This window comes from Pseudomonas sp. M5A4_2d (assembly GCF_053345295.1).
On record NZ_JBKEZW010000007.1, the window covers coordinates 49,962 to 65,359 of the forward strand.

The 15,398-nt window shown below is 61.4% G+C and carries 11 protein-coding genes and 2 tRNA genes; 7 read left to right on the forward strand and 6 right to left on the reverse strand.

The features are described 5' to 3' along the window. Nucleotides 1-6: 6 nt before the first annotated feature. The 3 genes from kdpB to ACLBW8_RS17230 all read left to right on the forward strand — a co-directional run bounded on the left by kdpB (nt 7) and on the right by ACLBW8_RS17230 (nt 5,493). Nucleotides 7-2,076, forward strand: a complete 2,070-nt coding sequence (kdpB, locus tag ACLBW8_RS17220) for a potassium-transporting ATPase subunit KdpB (protein WP_156526267.1) — start codon at nt 7-9, stop codon at nt 2,074-2,076. Nucleotides 2,077-2,152: 76 nt separating this feature from the next. Further along, nucleotides 2,153-4,804 (forward strand): DUF4118 domain-containing protein, encoded by a 2,652-nt coding sequence (locus ACLBW8_RS17225; RefSeq protein ID WP_447805928.1) that lies wholly within the window; start codon nt 2,153-2,155, stop codon nt 4,802-4,804. Next, on the forward strand, nt 4,801-5,493 hold the full coding sequence (locus ACLBW8_RS17230; protein ID WP_221294338.1) for a response regulator: 693 nt from the start codon (nt 4,801-4,803) through the stop codon (nt 5,491-5,493). Before ACLBW8_RS17225 ends, ACLBW8_RS17230 begins: the two co-directional genes overlap by 4 nt. On the opposite strand, the gene ACLBW8_RS17235 is transcribed toward ACLBW8_RS17230, so the two are convergent. Beyond that, entirely contained in the window at nt 5,453-6,376 is a 924-nt protein-coding gene (locus ACLBW8_RS17235) for a LysR family transcriptional regulator (protein WP_447805929.1), read from the reverse strand. The two genes, ACLBW8_RS17230 and ACLBW8_RS17235, sit on opposite strands and share 41 nt — an antisense overlap. A 106-nt stretch (nt 6,377-6,482) precedes the next feature. Here ACLBW8_RS17235 and ACLBW8_RS17240 point away from each other — a divergent pair, with 106 nt between their 5' ends. Then, complete coding sequence (locus ACLBW8_RS17240; RefSeq protein ID WP_447805930.1) at nt 6,483-7,994, forward strand: MFS transporter; 1,512 nt, start codon at nt 6,483-6,485, stop codon at nt 7,992-7,994. Between the two features lie 79 nt (nt 7,995-8,073). On the opposite strand, the gene ACLBW8_RS17245 is transcribed toward ACLBW8_RS17240, so the two are convergent. Together ACLBW8_RS17245 and ACLBW8_RS17250 are read right to left on the reverse strand one after the other, a co-directional pair. Next, nucleotides 8,074-8,150 (reverse strand) — tRNA-Asp (locus ACLBW8_RS17245). 19 nt (nt 8,151-8,169) lie between these two features. Beyond that, nucleotides 8,170-8,245: transfer RNA gene (locus ACLBW8_RS17250), tRNA-Val, on the reverse strand. Nucleotides 8,246-8,404: 159 nt separating this feature from the next. Here ACLBW8_RS17250 and rdgC point away from each other — a divergent pair. From rdgC to sugE, 3 genes are all read left to right on the forward strand, one after another. Then, nucleotides 8,405-9,325, forward strand: coding sequence for a recombination-associated protein RdgC (rdgC, locus tag ACLBW8_RS17255; protein WP_003190130.1), 921 nt, complete (start codon nt 8,405-8,407; stop codon nt 9,323-9,325). A gap of 171 nt (nt 9,326-9,496) precedes the next feature. Continuing rightward, on the forward strand, nt 9,497-10,462 hold the full coding sequence (locus ACLBW8_RS17260; protein WP_447805931.1) for a bile acid:sodium symporter family protein: 966 nt from the start codon (nt 9,497-9,499) through the stop codon (nt 10,460-10,462). 106 nt (nt 10,463-10,568) lie between these two features. After that, nucleotides 10,569-10,883 (forward strand): quaternary ammonium compound efflux SMR transporter SugE, encoded by a 315-nt coding sequence (sugE, locus tag ACLBW8_RS17265; protein WP_017136389.1) that lies wholly within the window; start codon nt 10,569-10,571, stop codon nt 10,881-10,883. Between the two features lie 117 nt (nt 10,884-11,000). Here sugE and ACLBW8_RS17270 read toward each other — a convergent pair whose 3' ends face one another. From ACLBW8_RS17270 to ACLBW8_RS17280, 3 genes are all read right to left on the reverse strand, one after another. Further along, the gene (locus ACLBW8_RS17270; RefSeq protein ID WP_447805932.1) at nt 11,001-12,875 is read right to left on the reverse strand and encodes an MFS transporter; all 1,875 of its coding nucleotides are present in this window, start codon (nt 12,873-12,875) and stop codon (nt 11,001-11,003) included. 63 nt (nt 12,876-12,938) lie between these two features. Further along, nucleotides 12,939-14,087, reverse strand: coding sequence for a TDT family transporter (locus ACLBW8_RS17275; protein ID WP_447805933.1), 1,149 nt, complete (start codon nt 14,085-14,087; stop codon nt 12,939-12,941). Nucleotides 14,088-14,201: 114 nt separating this feature from the next. Beyond that, nucleotides 14,202-15,389 (reverse strand): MFS transporter, encoded by a 1,188-nt coding sequence (locus ACLBW8_RS17280; RefSeq protein ID WP_432750399.1) that lies wholly within the window; start codon nt 15,387-15,389, stop codon nt 14,202-14,204. Nucleotides 15,390-15,398: the final 9 nt, after the last annotated feature.

The window sequence follows — 15,398 nt, forward strand, 5'->3', positions numbered from 1 at the left end:
TCCCTCATGAAGAATGCTCGTTTACCCCTGTTTGATCGGCGCATCGTGCTCACTGCCGGCGTCGATGCGCTGAAGAAATTACTGCCCCAGGCCCAGTGGAAAAACCCGGTGATGTTCGTGGTCTACCTGGGCAGCATCCTCACGACCTTGCTGTGGTTCCAGTCCCTGGGTGGCAAGGGTGAGGCGCCCAGCGGCTTTATCCTCAGCATCACCTTGTGGCTGTGGTTCACCGTGCTGTTCGCCAACTTCGCGGAAGCCCTGGCCGAAGGTCGCAGCCGCGCCCAGGCCGCGAGCCTGCGCGGTATGAAACGCCAGACCCTGGCCAAGTTGCTGCAGCAACCGCGTCATGGCGCAGCCTGGCTGCCAATGGAAGCCAGCTTATTGCGCAAGGACAACGTGGTGCTGATCGAAGCCGGCGACCTGGTGCCGCTGGACGGTGTAGTGATTGAAGGCGTGGCCTCGGTGGATGAGAGCGCGATCACCGGTGAATCGGCGCCAGTGATTCGCGAGGCCGGTGGCGACTTCTCCTCGGTCACCGGCGGCACGCGCGTGCTGTCCGATTGGCTGGTTGTGCGCATCAGCGTCAACCCGGGCGAATCGTTCCTGGACCGCATGATCTCGATGGTCGAATCGGCCAAGCGCCAGAAGACGCCCAACGAAGTCGCGCTGACAATTTTGCTGGTGGGCCTGACCTTGCTGTTCCTGCTGGTCATCGCCACCTTGAGCCCCTACTCGATCTTCGCCGTGGCCATGAGCGGCAGCGGCAGCGTGATCAGTGCCACGGTGTTGGTGGCGTTGCTGGTGTGCCTGATCCCCACCACCATCGGCGGCCTGCTTTCGGCCATCGGCGTGGCAGGCATGAGCCGGATGATGTCGGCCAATGTCATTGCCACCTCCGGCCGTGCCGTCGAGGCGGCAGGCGATGTGGATGTGTTGCTGCTGGACAAGACCGGCACCATCACCTTGGGCAACCGCCAGGCCAGCAGCTTTTTGCCGGCACCGGGCGTGAAGGAAGCCGAGTTGGCCGATGCCGCGCAACTGGCGTCCCTGGCCGACGAAACCCCGGAAGGTCGCAGCATCGTGGTGCTGGCCAAGCAGAAGTTCGACATCCGCGCGCGCGATATCAACGCCCTGGGCGCCAGCTTCGTGCACTTCACCGCGCAAACGCGCATGAGCGGCGTCGACCTGCCGGAAGGCCGGGCGATTCGCAAGGGCGCAGCGGATGCGATTCGCAGCCACATCGAGGCCTTGGGCGGCAGTTTCCCGGCCGCGCTGCAGGCCAAAGTCGATGAAGTGTCACGGCGTGGCAGCACTCCGCTGGTGGTGTCCGACGGTGCCAAAGCCTTGGGTGTGGTTGAGCTTAAGGACGTCGTCAAAGGCGGCATCAAGGAACGCTTCGCCGAACTGCGGCGCATGGGCATCAAGACCGTGATGATCACCGGCGACAACCGCCTGACGGCCGCCGCGATTGCGGTGGAAGCCGGGGTGGATGACTTCCTCGCCGAGGCTCGCCCGGAAGACAAGTTGCAACTGATCCGCGACTACCAGGCTCAGGGCAAGCTCGTGGCCATGACCGGCGACGGCACCAACGACGCGCCGGCGCTGGCCCAGGCCGACGTAGCGGTGGCGATGAACAGCGGCACCCAGGCCGCCAAAGAGGCCGGCAACATGGTCGATCTCGACAGCAACCCGACCAAGTTGATCGAAGTGGTCGAGGTCGGCAAACAGATGCTCATGACCCGTGGTGCCCTCACCACGTTCAGCGTGGCGAATGACGTGGCCAAGTATTTCGCGATCATCCCGGCCGCGTTTGTCGCGACCTACCCACAGCTCGGCGCCTTGAACGTGATGCACCTGAGCAGCCCCAACTCGGCGATTCTCAGCGCGGTGATTTTTAACGCGCTGATCATTGTCGCGTTGATCCCCTTGGCCTTGCGCGGCGTGACTTACCGAGCCATCGGCGCGGCGGCGTTGCTCAATCGCAACCTGTTGATCTACGGCGTGGGCGGTGTGCTGGTGCCGTTCGCCGGGATCAAGTTGATCGACATGCTGCTCAGCGGGTTGGGCTTGGTGTAAACCACACCGTCACTCAACTGTGGGAGCTGGCTTGCCAGCTCCCACCGTTAAATGTGTTGTATTCAACAGGAATGACATGCCCGCATTAAACGACGAACGCCCCGACCCCGACGCCCTATTGGCCCGGGTACAGCTGGAAGAACAGGCCGCCTTGCGCGGCAAATTGCGTATCTACTTCGGCTCAAATGCTGGGGTGGGCAAGACCTGTGCGATGCTCGCAGCGGCACAACGCGAAGTCGCACTGGGCCGTGACGTACTCGCCGGCGTGGTGGAAACCCATGGCCGCGCGGAAACCGCCGCGCTGCTCGATGGCCTCGAACAACTGCCGCGCGCAGCCCTGCTGCACCGTGACTTCGCGCTCAGCGAATTCGACCTCGACGCCGCCTTGCACAGGCACCCCGCCGTGGTGCTGGTGGACGAACTGGCCCACAGCAACGTGCCCGGCTCGCGTCACCCCAAACGCTGGCAAGACGTAGAAGAATTGCTCGGCGCCGGTATCGACGTGTGGACCAGCCTCAACGTCCAGCACCTGGAAAGTCTGAATGATCTGGTCAGTGGAATCATCGGCATCCGCGTGCGTGAAACCGTGCCCGATCACGTCTTCGATAACGCCCACGAAGTGGTAGTGATCGACCTGCCGCCCGATGATCTGCTGCAACGCCTCAAGGACGGCAAGGTCTACCTCGGCCCACACGCCGAACGGGCCTCAAAACATTTCTTCCGTAAGGGCAACCTGCTGGCCCTGCGTGAACTGACGCTGCGGCGCACAGCGGACCGGGTCGACACGCAGATGCGCGTATACCGCCGCGAACAGTCAATCAAAGCCTTGTGGCCCGCTCGCGAACGGCTGCTGGTGGGTGTGGCGGGCGACGCGGGCGATGAGCGCCTGGTGCGCGAAGCCGCGCGCCTGGCGCAAAAACTCGAAGCGGACTGGATCGTGGTGCATGTCGCATCAGCCCAGGGCCGCGGCGCCAAACGCTATCTGACGGCCATGAAAACCCTGACCCTGGCCAGCGAATTCGGCGCCGACACGGCAACACTGCCGGGCATGGACGTCGCCGACGCGCTGGTCGCCTGTGCCCGTGAGCACAACGCCAATCGCCTGGTGCTCGGCCACCATCCGCGCCAGGCGTGGCGGTTCTGGCATCAGTCGGTCAGCGACCGGATCAGCCGCAATCACCCGCAGATTGATCAGATCGTGATAGCCCACGGTGCAGTGCCGGGGCCTGCGCCTGCCATCGAAAAACCGACACCTGCACCGGGCAGAGTCCTGGCCTATCTGTGGTCCACACTCGCCTGTTTCGCCGCCAGCGCCATTGCTGCATTGCTGCTGCAAGTGTTCGACCTGGCCAACGTGGTCATGCTGTTTTTGCTCACCGTGGTGTTGGTGGCCCTGCGTTACGGACGTGGCCCGGGCGTCTGGGCCGCGATGCTGGCGGTGCTGTGTTTCGACTTCTTTTTCGTGCAGCCGCGCTACTCGTTTACCGTCACTGACACCCAGTATTTCTTCACCTTTGCACTGATGCTCGGCATCGCCCTGATCACCGGGCAACTCACTGCGCGCCTGCGCCACGAAGCACGCACCGCCGCCGCGCGCGAACGGCGCGCCACCTCATTGGCGCGACTGGCTCGCGACCTGTCGGCGGCGCTGACGGTGGAGCAAATCAGTGAAGTCGCGCTGCGCACCTTCAGCGGTGTATTCGAAGCACGCGTCGGCCTGGCGCTGCCGGACGCCGCCGACGGCGTGCACAGCGTGGGCGCGGGCGGGTTGCCGATTGACGAGAGCATCGCCCAATGGACCTACGACCACGGCCAGGCCGCCGGTCACGGCACCGACACCTTGTCGGCGGCCAAAGGGTGTTACTTGCCGCTCAAGGCACCGATGCGCGTACGCGGCGTGCTGGTGCTGGAGCTGGCCCAGAGCGAACGCTTGAGCGATCCGCAGGAGCGCCGCCTGCTGGAAGCCTGCATGAGCCAGTTGGCGATTGCGCTGGAGCGGGTGCATTTCGTCGAAGTCGCGCAAAGCACGCTGGTGCAGATGGAAGGCGAAAAGATGCGCAACACCCTGCTCGCGGCAATATCCCACGACCTGCGTACCCCTTTGACCACCCTGATCGGTGCCGCCGACACCGCCCTGCCCCACGCCCCACCAGGCCCGCTGACCGAGTTGCTGCACGGCATCCATGAACAAGCGACGTCAATGCAGCGGCTGATCGAAAACCTGCTGGACATGGCCCGCATGCAGGAACGCGGTGTGCGCCTGAACCGGCAGTGGCATTCGCTGGAAGAAATCGTCGGCAGCGCACTGCGCCAGTTACGTGAACCTCTGGCGCAACACTGCGTGCACACCGCACTGGACCCGCGGTTGCCACTGGTGGAAATCGACGCGCTGTTGATCGAACGGGTGCTGGTCAACCTGTTGGACAACGCCGCCAAATACACCCCGGCAGGCAGCAGCATTACCGTCGCCGCCCGCTCTGCTGCGGACACCATTGTGCTGGACGTCAGCGACAACGGCCCGGGCCGGGCGCCGGCTAACTTGTTCGAACCCTTCACGCGCGGCCAGCAGGAATCATCCGTCGCCGGCATCGGCCTGGGCCTGGCACTGGCCAAACGCATCGTCGAAGCCCACGGCGGGCGCATCGAAGCCAACGCCGTTGAGGCATGCGGCATGCACTTCATCATCACTTTACCGGCGGGCACACCCCCGCCCATGGAAGCCTTATGAGCACCGCACGCATTTTGATTGTTGAAGACGAAGCCAATATCCGCCGCTTCGTCGGGATCGCCCTGCAGGATGAAGGTTTTCAGGTGTTCGAGGCCGACAGCGTCAAACGCGCGCTGATCCATGCGGCGAGCCGTCAACCGGACCTGGTGATCGTCGACCTCGGCCTGCCGGATGGCGATGGCAAACAACTGATCAGTGAACTGCGCGGTTGGTTGGCAGTGCCGATTCTGGTGTTGTCGGCGCGTGATCGCGAAGAAGAGAAAGTTGCCGCCCTGGACGCAGGTGCCGATGATTACCTGACCAAGCCGTTCGGTGTGCCCGAGCTGCTCGCACGCATCCGCGCCCAGCTGCGCAGGCATGGTCAGACCGGCACCGTGGCAGCGACCAGCAAGGTCGCGTTTGGCGATATTGAAGTCGACCTGTCGACCCACGAGGTATGGCGCCAGGGCCAGCCTGTGCATCTCACCCCCATCGAATACCGCCTGCTCTGCGCGATGATTCGCGGCCAGAGCCGGGTACTGACCCACCGGCAATTATTGCTGGAAGTGTGGGGCCTGGATTACGTGGACCGCGCCCACTATTTGCGGGTGCACATGGCGCACTTACGGCAAAAGCTGGAAGAGGACCCGGCGCAGCCGCAGCATTTCATTACCGAGTTGCAGGTGGGGTATCGGTTGATGGGGTTGTAAAAAGGCGTTCGGCGACAAAGTCCACAAATACGCGGATTTTTGGCGAGAGATGCCGGCTCGAGGGCCACAGCGCCCAGAACTGGCCCTGGTCATCGGAATGCCCGTCCAGCACGGTTTCCAGCTGTGCCTGCGCCAGCGCGTCCCGGGCCAGAAAGTCCGGCACGTAGGCTATGCCATGCCCATCGGTGGCGGCCATGAGCATGGCTTCCATGTTGTTCAAGGTCAGCGCAGTGGGCAGGCGTAATTGGGTGATCGCCGGGTTGGCGGACAAGGTCCATTCCATGATTTTGCCGGTGGTTGCAAAGCGATAACGCAGGCACTGATGGCGCTCAAGATCACCGAGGGTTTGCGGACGCCCGTTAGTACGCAAGTATTTGGGTGACGCGCACAGTAAAAAGCGAAAAGGCCCGAGTTTACGGGCCATCAACGTCGAATCGGCGAGGCCACCGCTGCGAATCACCACGTCGAAGCCCTCCTCTATCACATCCACCAGGAGGTCGTTGAAATCCAGCTCCAACTCAATCTCCGGATAGGCTTGCCTGAACGCGAGCAGGTGGGGAAAGAGGAAGCGATAGCCGATGGTGGGCAGGCTGACCCGCAATTTGCCGCGCGGGGCCTGCATGGCATGGGAAAGCATGGCGCGGGCGTCCTGCAGGTCATCGAGAATTTTCCGACAACGATCGTAGAACAATTGACCTTCGGCAGTCAGGCTGACTTTACGCGTGCTGCGGTGCAACAGCCGGACATTCAACGATGCCTCCAGCTTGACCACATTTTTGCCCACCGCCGAGGCGGAAATCCCCATCGCCCGCGCCGCGCCTGTGAAGCTGAGTGCTTCTGCGGTTTTCACGAAGGCGATCACACCACTGAGATTATCGGTCACACCATTACATCCTTATCGTCCGCTATGAACGGAATGTAGGCCTGTTTATCGGTAATTACATCCTGATTAGAGTCTTTATCTTCATAGAACGTTAGGAATGTACGCGATGAACACAGTCGAACCCGCCCATGGTCGCTATTCGATTCTGGCAGCCATTTGCCTGGCAGCCCTGGTGTTGCCCATGAGCTTTACCGGCGGCGCGGTGGCGACGCCGTATATCGGCCAGGCATTTGCCGCCCACCCCACGCAATTGGTGTGGGTCACCAACGCGTTCATGCTCAGTTTCGGCAGTTTGTTGATGGCCGCCGGCACCCTCGCCGACCGCTATGGGCGCAAGCGCTTGTTCTTGTGGGGCATGGCGCTGTTTACCGTGGCCTCCCTGCTGCTGGCCGTGGCGCCGGGCATTCTTTGGCTGGATATAGTGCGCGGGGTGCAAGGCGTTGCGGCGGCCATTGCGTTGGCCAGTGGCTGTGCAGCGCTGGCGCAGGTGTTTGATGGCCATGCCAGGACGCGTGCCTTCAGCCTGCTGGGCACTACTTTCGGCGCGGGCCTGGCGTTTGGCCCGCTGCTGTCGGGGCTGCTGATCGAACACTGGGGCTGGCGCGCGATTTTCCTGGGCACGGCATTGCTGGCGGGGCTCTCATTGCTGTTCGCCGTGCCCAACATGCGTGAGAGCCGCGACCCGCAGGCGCTGCACCTGGACGTGGCCGGCGTGCTGACCTTTTCGGCCATGCTGGTGAGCTTGACCACGGCGGTCATTCTGGCTCCGGAACACGGTTGGGGCTCAGCAACGACCCGGTATCTGCTGGCGGCAGCAGCGGTGTTTTTGCTGGTATTCATTCGGGTTGAAAATCATACGAGCCAACCGATGCTCGACCTGCGGCTGTTTCGCTTTGTGCGCTTTATTGGCGTGCAGTTGCTGCCGATCGGCACCTGTTACTGCTACATCGTCCTGATCGTACTGTTACCGCTGCGGTTTATGGGTGTCGAAGGCGCCAGCGCATTTGAGGCGGGTTTAATGATGCTGGCGCTGTCCGCGCCCATGCTGGTCGTACCGATTATTGCCGCAACGCTGACACGCTGGCTGTCGGCGGGCGTACTGTGCGCCGTTGGCCTGTTGATTGCGGCTGTGGGCTTGTACGGGTTGAGCCTGGTCAGGATCGGCGAGCCGTTGCAGACCGTCGCCGCACTGCTGGTCATCGGGATCGGGACGGGCTTGCCGTGGGGTTTGATGGATGGCCTGGCAATCAGCGTGGTGCCCAAGGAGCGCGCGGGCATGGCGGCAGGCATTTTCAATACAACCCGAGTCGCCAGTGAAGGGGTGGCGCTGGCAATCACGGTTGCCGTGTTGAGCGCACTGGTTGCCCATCATCTGCCCGCAGGCACTGCGCAGGACGCGGCAGTGCTTGCCCAGCAACTGGTCATGGGCGACGTCCGAAACGCCAGTGCAAACATCCCACTGGAATTGCTGCGCACGGCCTACCTTGCGGGCTTCAATACCTTGCTGCAATTGCTGGCAGGACTCACCCTGTCTACAGCGGCGGTGGTCTTTGTGTTCCTGAGCCGACGCGAAGTTGCGCCAATAGCCGCGGCGCCGACCGTTGAGTCGCTGCGCTGAATTGCAGGCAAAAAAAAGCCCGCTCAATGAGCGGGCTTCTTGTGGTGACCTGGCGTTCAGTGTTCCAGGTTACCGAATATGGCGCAGCGGACGGGACTCGAACCCGCGACCCCCGGCGTGACAGGCCGGTATTCTAACCGACTGAACTACCGCTGCGCGTAACACTTGAAACGAATGGTGGGTGATGACGGGATCGAACCGCCGACATTCTGCTTGTAAGGCAGACGCTCTCCCAGCTGAGCTAATCACCCTTCGCTTCGGTGTGGCGCGCATTCTACGGAGCGACCCTAAGTCTGGCAAGCACTTTCTTAAATCTTTTTTTTGAGGCCTTCCAATGGCTTAGGCAGGGTTGGCCTCAGCGCTGATCAAGAGAATAATGCCCCCCTTTGTATAAAGGAGAGACTCACCCCATGTGGTTCAAGAACCTGCTTATCTATCGCCTGACCCAAGATCTGCCTGTTGATGCCGAGGCGTTGGAAGCGGCAATGGCCACCAAACTGGCGCGCCCTTGTGCAAGCCAGGAGTTGACCACTTACGGTTTCGTCGCGCCTTTCGGTAAAGGTGAAGACGCTCCCCTGGTTCACGTCAGCGGTGACTTCCTGCTGATCGCCGCGCGCAAGGAAGAACGCATCCTGCCAGGTAGCGTGGTGCGTGACGCACTGAAAGAGAAAGTCGAAGAGATCGAGGCCGAGCAAATGCGCAAGGTCTATAAAAAGGAACGGGACCAGATCAAGGATGAAATCATCCAGGCCTTCCTGCCGCGTGCGTTTATTCGTCGCTCGTCGACCTTCGCCGCCATCGCGCCGAAACAGGGCCTGATCCTAGTCAACTCGGCAAGCCCGAAACGCGCCGAAGACTTGCTGTCGACCCTGCGCGAAGTGATCGGCACCCTGCCGGTACGCCCGCTGACAGTTAAAACCGCACCGACTGCGATCATGACCGACTGGGTCACCACCCAGAAACCGGCCGATGACTTCTTCGTCCTCGACGAGTGCGAACTGCGCGACACCCACGAAGATGGCGGCATTGTGCGCTGCAAGCGCCAGGACCTGACCAGCGAAGAAATCCAGTTGCACCTGACCACCGGCAAAGTCGTGACCCAATTGTCCCTGGCCTGGCAGGACAAGTTGTCCTTCATGCTCGACGACAAGATGACCGTCAAGCGCCTGAAGTTCGAAGACCTGCTGCAGGATCAGGCTGAACAAGACGGCGGCGACGAAGCCCTGGGCCAACTGGACGCCAGCTTTACCCTGATGATGCTGACGTTCGGCGAGTTCCTGCCGGCGTTGGTTGAGGCACTGGGCGGCGAAGAGACGCCACAAGGCATCTAAGCCATGTGAAGATCAAAATGTGGGAGCGGGCTTGCTCGCGAATGCGCAGTGTCAGTCACTTAATAGGCTGACTGATTCACCGCATTCGCGAGCAAGCCCGCTCCCACATTTGATTGGGTTTCCAAGCAAACATCAGCACTCCCGAACTTACCTGATAACAAGGACATCCCCATGCGTGCTCTCGCCGCCTTGAGTCGCTTTGTCGGCAATACCTTCGCCTACTGGGTGCTGGTTTTCGCGGTCCTCGCCTTCCTTGAGCCCAGCTGGTTCATTGGCCTCAAAGGCGCCATCGTGCCGCTGTTGGGCCTGGTGATGTTCGGCATGGGGCTGACCTTAAAACTTGAAGATTTCGCCGAGGTCGCCCGCCACCCGTGGCGCGTCGCACTCGGCGTGGTCGCGCACTTTGTGATCATGCCGGGCGTGGCCTGGTTGCTGTGCCAGGCGTTCCACCTGCCGCCGGAGATTGCCGTCGGCGTGATTCTGGTCGGCTGCTGCCCAAGCGGCACGTCGTCCAACGTGATGACTTGGCTGGCGCGGGGCGACCTGGCGCTGTCGGTGGCAATCGCCGCCGTCACCACCCTCCTCGCCCCGCTGCTCACACCGGCGTTGATCTGGCTGCTGGCGTCGGCCTGGCTGCCGGTGTCGTTCATGGAGTTGTTCTGGTCGATCCTGCAAGTGGTGCTGCTGCCGATCGTGCTCGGCGTGGTGGCGCAACGTGTGCTCGGCGAGCGGGTCCGCCATGCCGTGGAGGTGTTGCCGCTGGTGTCGGTGGTCAGCATCGTGATCATTGTCGCGGCGGTGGTTGCGGCGAGCCAGGCGAAGATCGCCGAGTCCGGCCTGCTGATCATGGCCGTGGTGATGTTGCACAACAGCTTTGGCTACCTGCTGGGCTACTTCACCGGTCGGTTGTTCAAGCTGCCATTGGCACAGCGCAAATCGCTGGCGCTGGAAGTGGGCATGCAGAACTCCGGGCTGGGCGCCGCACTGGCCAGCGCGCACTTTTCGCCGCTGGCGGCGGTGCCGAGTGCGCTGTTCAGCGTCTGGCACAATATTTCCGGGGCTTTGCTGTCGACTTACTTCCGCAGAATGAGCGAAAAGGAAGACCGTCGCGCTTTGCAGGACACGCCAAAAACTTGATCGCCCGATCAATATTCGGCACTCTACCGAGCTTCGCGGGGACGACCTCGCGACGCTTTCAAGCGCTAATTCCGGGGACGACCCCAGCTATAGTTTGGAGGTCATCATGTCCTGGATCATTCTGTTTTTTGCCGGGCTGTTTGAAGTCGGCTGGGCGGTCGGCCTGAAGTACACCGACGGTTTCAGCAAACCGCTGCCAACGGCCCTGACCATTGCCGCCATGGCTATCAGCCTCGGCCTGCTGGGGCTGGCCATGAAGGAACTGCCGCTGGGCACCGCCTATGCCATCTGGACGGGTGTGGGCGCGGTGGGCACGGTAATCGCCGGGATTATCCTGTTTGGGGAATCCATGGCGTTGTTTCGGTTGGCGAGTGTGGCGTTGATCATTTGCGGGTTGGTAGGCCTCAAGATCAGCGCCTGAGCCACTATCGCTTTCGTGAGCAAGCCCGCTCCCACACTCAACCGCGTTCGCTTGAACAACTCGGTCAACTGTGGGAGCGGGCTTGCTCGCGAAGGGCCCCTGACAGGCAACAAAAAACTACCTGACACTCCCCCGCAACACCCCTACTCGCTCCTGCAACTGCGCAGGCGTCGCCGCCTCCACCGCAACAGGCTCACCCGCCACCAACGTGACATGCGACCAGATCCGATGAAAGAACCCCTTGTTCGGATCGCGACTGAAGAAACTCCCCCACAACCCCTGCAACGCCATCGGAATCACCGGCACCGGAGTCTCTTCGAGAATGCGCGTCACGCCACCACGGAAGTCATTCAGCTCACCGTCGGCCGTCAATTTGCCTTCCGGAAAGATGCACACCAGCTCCCCTTCTTTCAGGTACTGGGCAATCCGCGTGAAAGCCTTTTCGTAGATCTGGATATCTTCGTTACGCCCGGCAATCGGAATCGCCCCAGCCGTACGGAAGATAAAGTTCAGCACCGGCAAACGGTAGATTTTGTAGTACATCACAAAGCGAATCGGCCGACGCACTGCGCCACCGATCAACAGCGCATCGACGAACGACACGTGGTTGCACACCAGCAAGGCTGCGCCTTCATCCGGAATCAGTTGCAGATTGCGATGCTCCACCCGGTACATGGAATGGCTGAGCAGCCAGATCATGAAACGCATGGTGAACTCGGGGACGATCCTGAAGATATAGGTGTTGACCGCAATGTTGAGCAGCGACACCACCAGGAACAGCTCGGGGATCGACAGCTTGGCCACACTCAGCAACAGGATCGACACGATGGCCGAGACCACCATGAACAGTGCGTTGAGAATATTGTTGGCCGCGATCACCCGCGCGCGCTCGTTCTCGGCGGTGCGCGACTGAATCAGCGCATACAGCGGCACGATATAAAAGCCGCCGAACACACCCAGCCCAAGGATATCGAACAGCACCCACCACGCCTGTCCGTAACCGAGCACCGCCAGCCAATCGTTCGCCTGGACGTTCTGCGGGAAGCCGCCGGAGTGCCACCACAGCAGCAGGCCAAACACGGTCAGGCCAAATGACCCGAACGGCACCAGGCCGATTTCCACCTTGCGGCCTGAGAGCTTTTCGCAAAGCATCGAGCCCAGCGCGATACCCACCGAGAACACCGTAAGGATCAGCGTCACCACGGTTTCGTCGCCGTACAACCATTCCTTGGCGTAAGCCGGGATCTGCGTCAGGTAGATCGCGCCGACAAACCAGAACCACGAGTTGCCGACAATCGAGCGCGACACTGCCGGCGTCTGACCCAGGCCCAACCGCAGGGTGGCCCAGGATTCGCTGAAAATATTCCAGTTCAGCCGCAGCTCTGGCGTAGACGCCGCCGCGCGCGGAATGCTGCGGCTGGCCAGGTAACCCAGCACCGCCACACCGACAATCGCCGCCGCCACGATCGGCGCGTAATGGGTGGACGACATCATGATCCCGGCGCCAATGGTGCCGGCCAGGATTGCCAGGAACGTGCCCATTTCCACCAGGCCGTTACCGCCCACCAGCTCATCGTCGTGCAGGGCCTGGGGCATGATCGAGTACTTGACCGGGCCGAACAGCGCCGAGTGCGTGCCCATGGCAAACAGCGCCAGCAGCATCAGTTCCAGGTGATTGAACAGGAAGCCCGTGGCGCCTACGGCCATGATCACGATCTCACCGATCTTGATCGCACGGATCAATGCGTCCTTGTTGAATTTCTCGCCAAATTGCCCGGCCAGCGCCGAGAACAGGAAAAACGGCAGGATAAACAGCAAGGCGCACAGGTTGACCCAGATGGAGCGGTCACCGTCGAGGGTGAGTTTGTAGAGAATCGCCAGGATCAGCGATTGCTTGAAGATATTGTCGTTGAAGGCGCCCAGTAACTGGGTAACGAAAAACGGCAGGAAACGCCGTTTTCGCAGCAAGGTGAATTGTGAGGGGTGGCTCATCGTCCGTGTTCCTGCGTGGCCTGAAGGCTTGGATTGTCAGGCCACGACTTTACCTAATCTCGCTTACTTATTCCCTAGCCCCGCAATGCAAGGCGAAACAAAAAGCTCACCTTTATAGGCGCCCTGCACGGTGCGCTTGGCGACGATCAGCCACATCAGCGCCAATGCCACCACCAGCACAGTGCCAAACACACTGAAGAAACCCAGGTGCAATACGCTCGCAAGCTTCAGCGTGGCCAAGGCGTAAACCCCCAATGGGAAGGTAAAACCCCACCAGCCGAGGTTGAACGGAATGCCCGCACGCAGGTACCGCAGGGTAATCAACACGGCGATCAGCATCCACCACAAGCCGAAACCCCACAGGGTGATGCCCGCCACCAGGCCAAGGCCGTTGGCCATCTCGCCGACACCGGGCAAGCCGTTGGCCGCGAAGATCGCCGGTGCATCGCCGCCCAGCAGCAGCATGCCGAGGGCGCCGGTGCCGATGGGGCCAAGCGCCAACCAGCTCGACGCAGCCATATTTGCGTGGGGCAGTTTGTGCAGGGCCATGCGCAACATCAGTATGGTCAGGATGCTGAACGCCACCGGCAGGGAAAACGCCCACAACACGTAGCTGGTCACCAGCATCACCAGTTGCGAATGGGCGTCGACCAGGTGCGGCGCCAGCAGGCCACCGCTGGCTGCAGCGACTTCGGCCGCGACCACGGGCAACAGCCACACGGCCGTCATCTGGTCGATGCTGTGTTCCTGGCGGGTGAACATCATGAACGGGATCAGTACACCGCAAGCCAGGGCCATCGCCACATCCAACCACCACACGGCTTCAGCCAACGGTATGACATCGCTGCCCCAGCGTGGCAGGCCGAACAGCAGCAAGCCATTGAGAATCGTCGCGAGGCCCATCGGGATGGTGCCGAAGAACATCGAAACCGTGGAGTGCCCGAAAATCCGCCGCGCCTCGTTGAAGAACATCACCCAACGGGCGGCATACAAGAGACTGAACAGAACAAACAGGCCAATGGTGAACATCCAAAGCCCTTCGGCAATGGCGTGCAAGCCGGGCACACTGAAGGGCAATTGGGCCAAGGCCAACGCCAGCACGCCGGTGCCCATGGTCGCGGCAAACCAGTTGGGGGTGAACTGGCGAATCACTTCCCGAGGACGGGTCAAGTGACTGAAGGGTTTATAGCTGATGGTATTGGAGCAGGTCATGATGGCAATCCTCTTCCTCGCATGAGGTTGAAACCATCATAGAACCTGAACGAATATCTATATAACGGGTAATATCTCTAACTGTTATCTGTTTTACCGATATAGCGATATTTCCTATACCGCAGTTCTGGCTCGCCCCGAATCCTGCAACATCAAACCGACCAGCGCACTGAGGGCCAGCACAATCAGCACGGCGCCGTAGCCATCGGTGGTGGCGATGAGGCCAAACACCCGGCTAAGGTTACCCGCCAACAGCGCCGGCACGCAGAACGCCAGGTAGCTCAATACGTAAAACGCAGACATCAAGCCCGCCCGTTCATGGGGCAGCGCCAACCCCACGATACTGCGCACACTGCCCATGAACCCGCCGCCAAAACCCAAGCCGGCAATGACACTGGCGACAAAAAACAGCCACAGACTGGCACTCTGCACGGCGACCAGCAGCAACGCCACACCCGCCGCCAACAAGACCGCCGACAGCCGCATGAGCTTGTCTGCCGCACGCGCGCGCAGGCTGTAAATCATTACCGCGCCACTCAGGGTTACGACTGCCACCAGTCCGCCGCCAATCAGGTGCGAGGTCGAACCGGTCGCAGCCCGCACAAGCGAAGGGGCCAGGGATGAAAAGAACCCGCCCAGCGACCACACCGCCACATTCAGCGGCATCGCCAGCCACAAGGCACGGCGCGCTTGCTCCGGCACATGCAGGGTCGGCGCCAACGACTTCAAGGCACCGGGTATGCGGCTGACGGTTTCGGGCAAGCGTAAAATGCAGACCGCCTGAAGAGCCATCAACCCCAGCAGTGTGAAGTAAACCAATTGAGTCGGGCGTGGTGCGAACTCCACGAGCAAGCCGCTGCCAAGGCCGCCACTGGCCATGCCCAGGAGTGGCGCCAGGCTATTGAGCATCGGGCCGCGCAAACGGTCGGTGTCCAGCAGCGTGGCACTCAGCACCGCCGTTGCCGTGCCTGTCGCGAAACCTTGCAACGCGCGGGCGGCAATCAAGTAGGCGGTGCTGTCAGCGTTGATAAACAGCAGCATCGCCAGCATATTCAGGATCAGTGCGACGAAGATCACCGGCTTGCGCCCCAGGTAATCCGACAGCGAACCCACGGTCAACAACGCCGCTAACAGGCTCACCGCGTAAACGCCGAAAATCACCGTCAGCATGGCCGCGGAGAAATGCAGGCTGTCCTGGTAAACCTGATACAGCGGAGTAGGCGCGCTGGACGCAGCGAGGAAGGTCAACATCGTGATGACCAGGAACGCCAGGCTGGAACGTTGAGACATGACGCTAGACATAAACACACT

Coding starts and splice junctions, on each gene's coding strand:
- rdgC (WP_003190130.1), top strand. CDS start 8,405: ATGTGGTTCAAGAACCTGCTTATCTATCGCCTGACCCAAGATCTGCCT.
- ACLBW8_RS17225 (WP_447805928.1), top strand. CDS start 2,153: ATGCCCGCATTAAACGACGAACGCCCCGACCCCGACGCCCTATTGGCC.
- sugE (WP_017136389.1), top strand. CDS start 10,569: ATGTCCTGGATCATTCTGTTTTTTGCCGGGCTGTTTGAAGTCGGCTGG.
- ACLBW8_RS17230 (WP_221294338.1), top strand. CDS start 4,801: ATGAGCACCGCACGCATTTTGATTGTTGAAGACGAAGCCAATATCCGC.
- ACLBW8_RS17270 (WP_447805932.1), bottom strand. CDS start 12,875: ATGAGCCACCCCTCACAATTCACCTTGCTGCGAAAACGGCGTTTCCTG.
- kdpB (WP_156526267.1), top strand. CDS start 7: ATGAAGAATGCTCGTTTACCCCTGTTTGATCGGCGCATCGTGCTCACT.
- ACLBW8_RS17280 (WP_432750399.1), bottom strand. CDS start 15,389: ATGTCTAGCGTCATGTCTCAACGTTCCAGCCTGGCGTTCCTGGTCATC.
- ACLBW8_RS17275 (WP_447805933.1), bottom strand. CDS start 14,087: ATGACCTGCTCCAATACCATCAGCTATAAACCCTTCAGTCACTTGACC.
- ACLBW8_RS17260 (WP_447805931.1), top strand. CDS start 9,497: ATGCGTGCTCTCGCCGCCTTGAGTCGCTTTGTCGGCAATACCTTCGCC.
- ACLBW8_RS17240 (WP_447805930.1), top strand. CDS start 6,483: ATGAACACAGTCGAACCCGCCCATGGTCGCTATTCGATTCTGGCAGCC.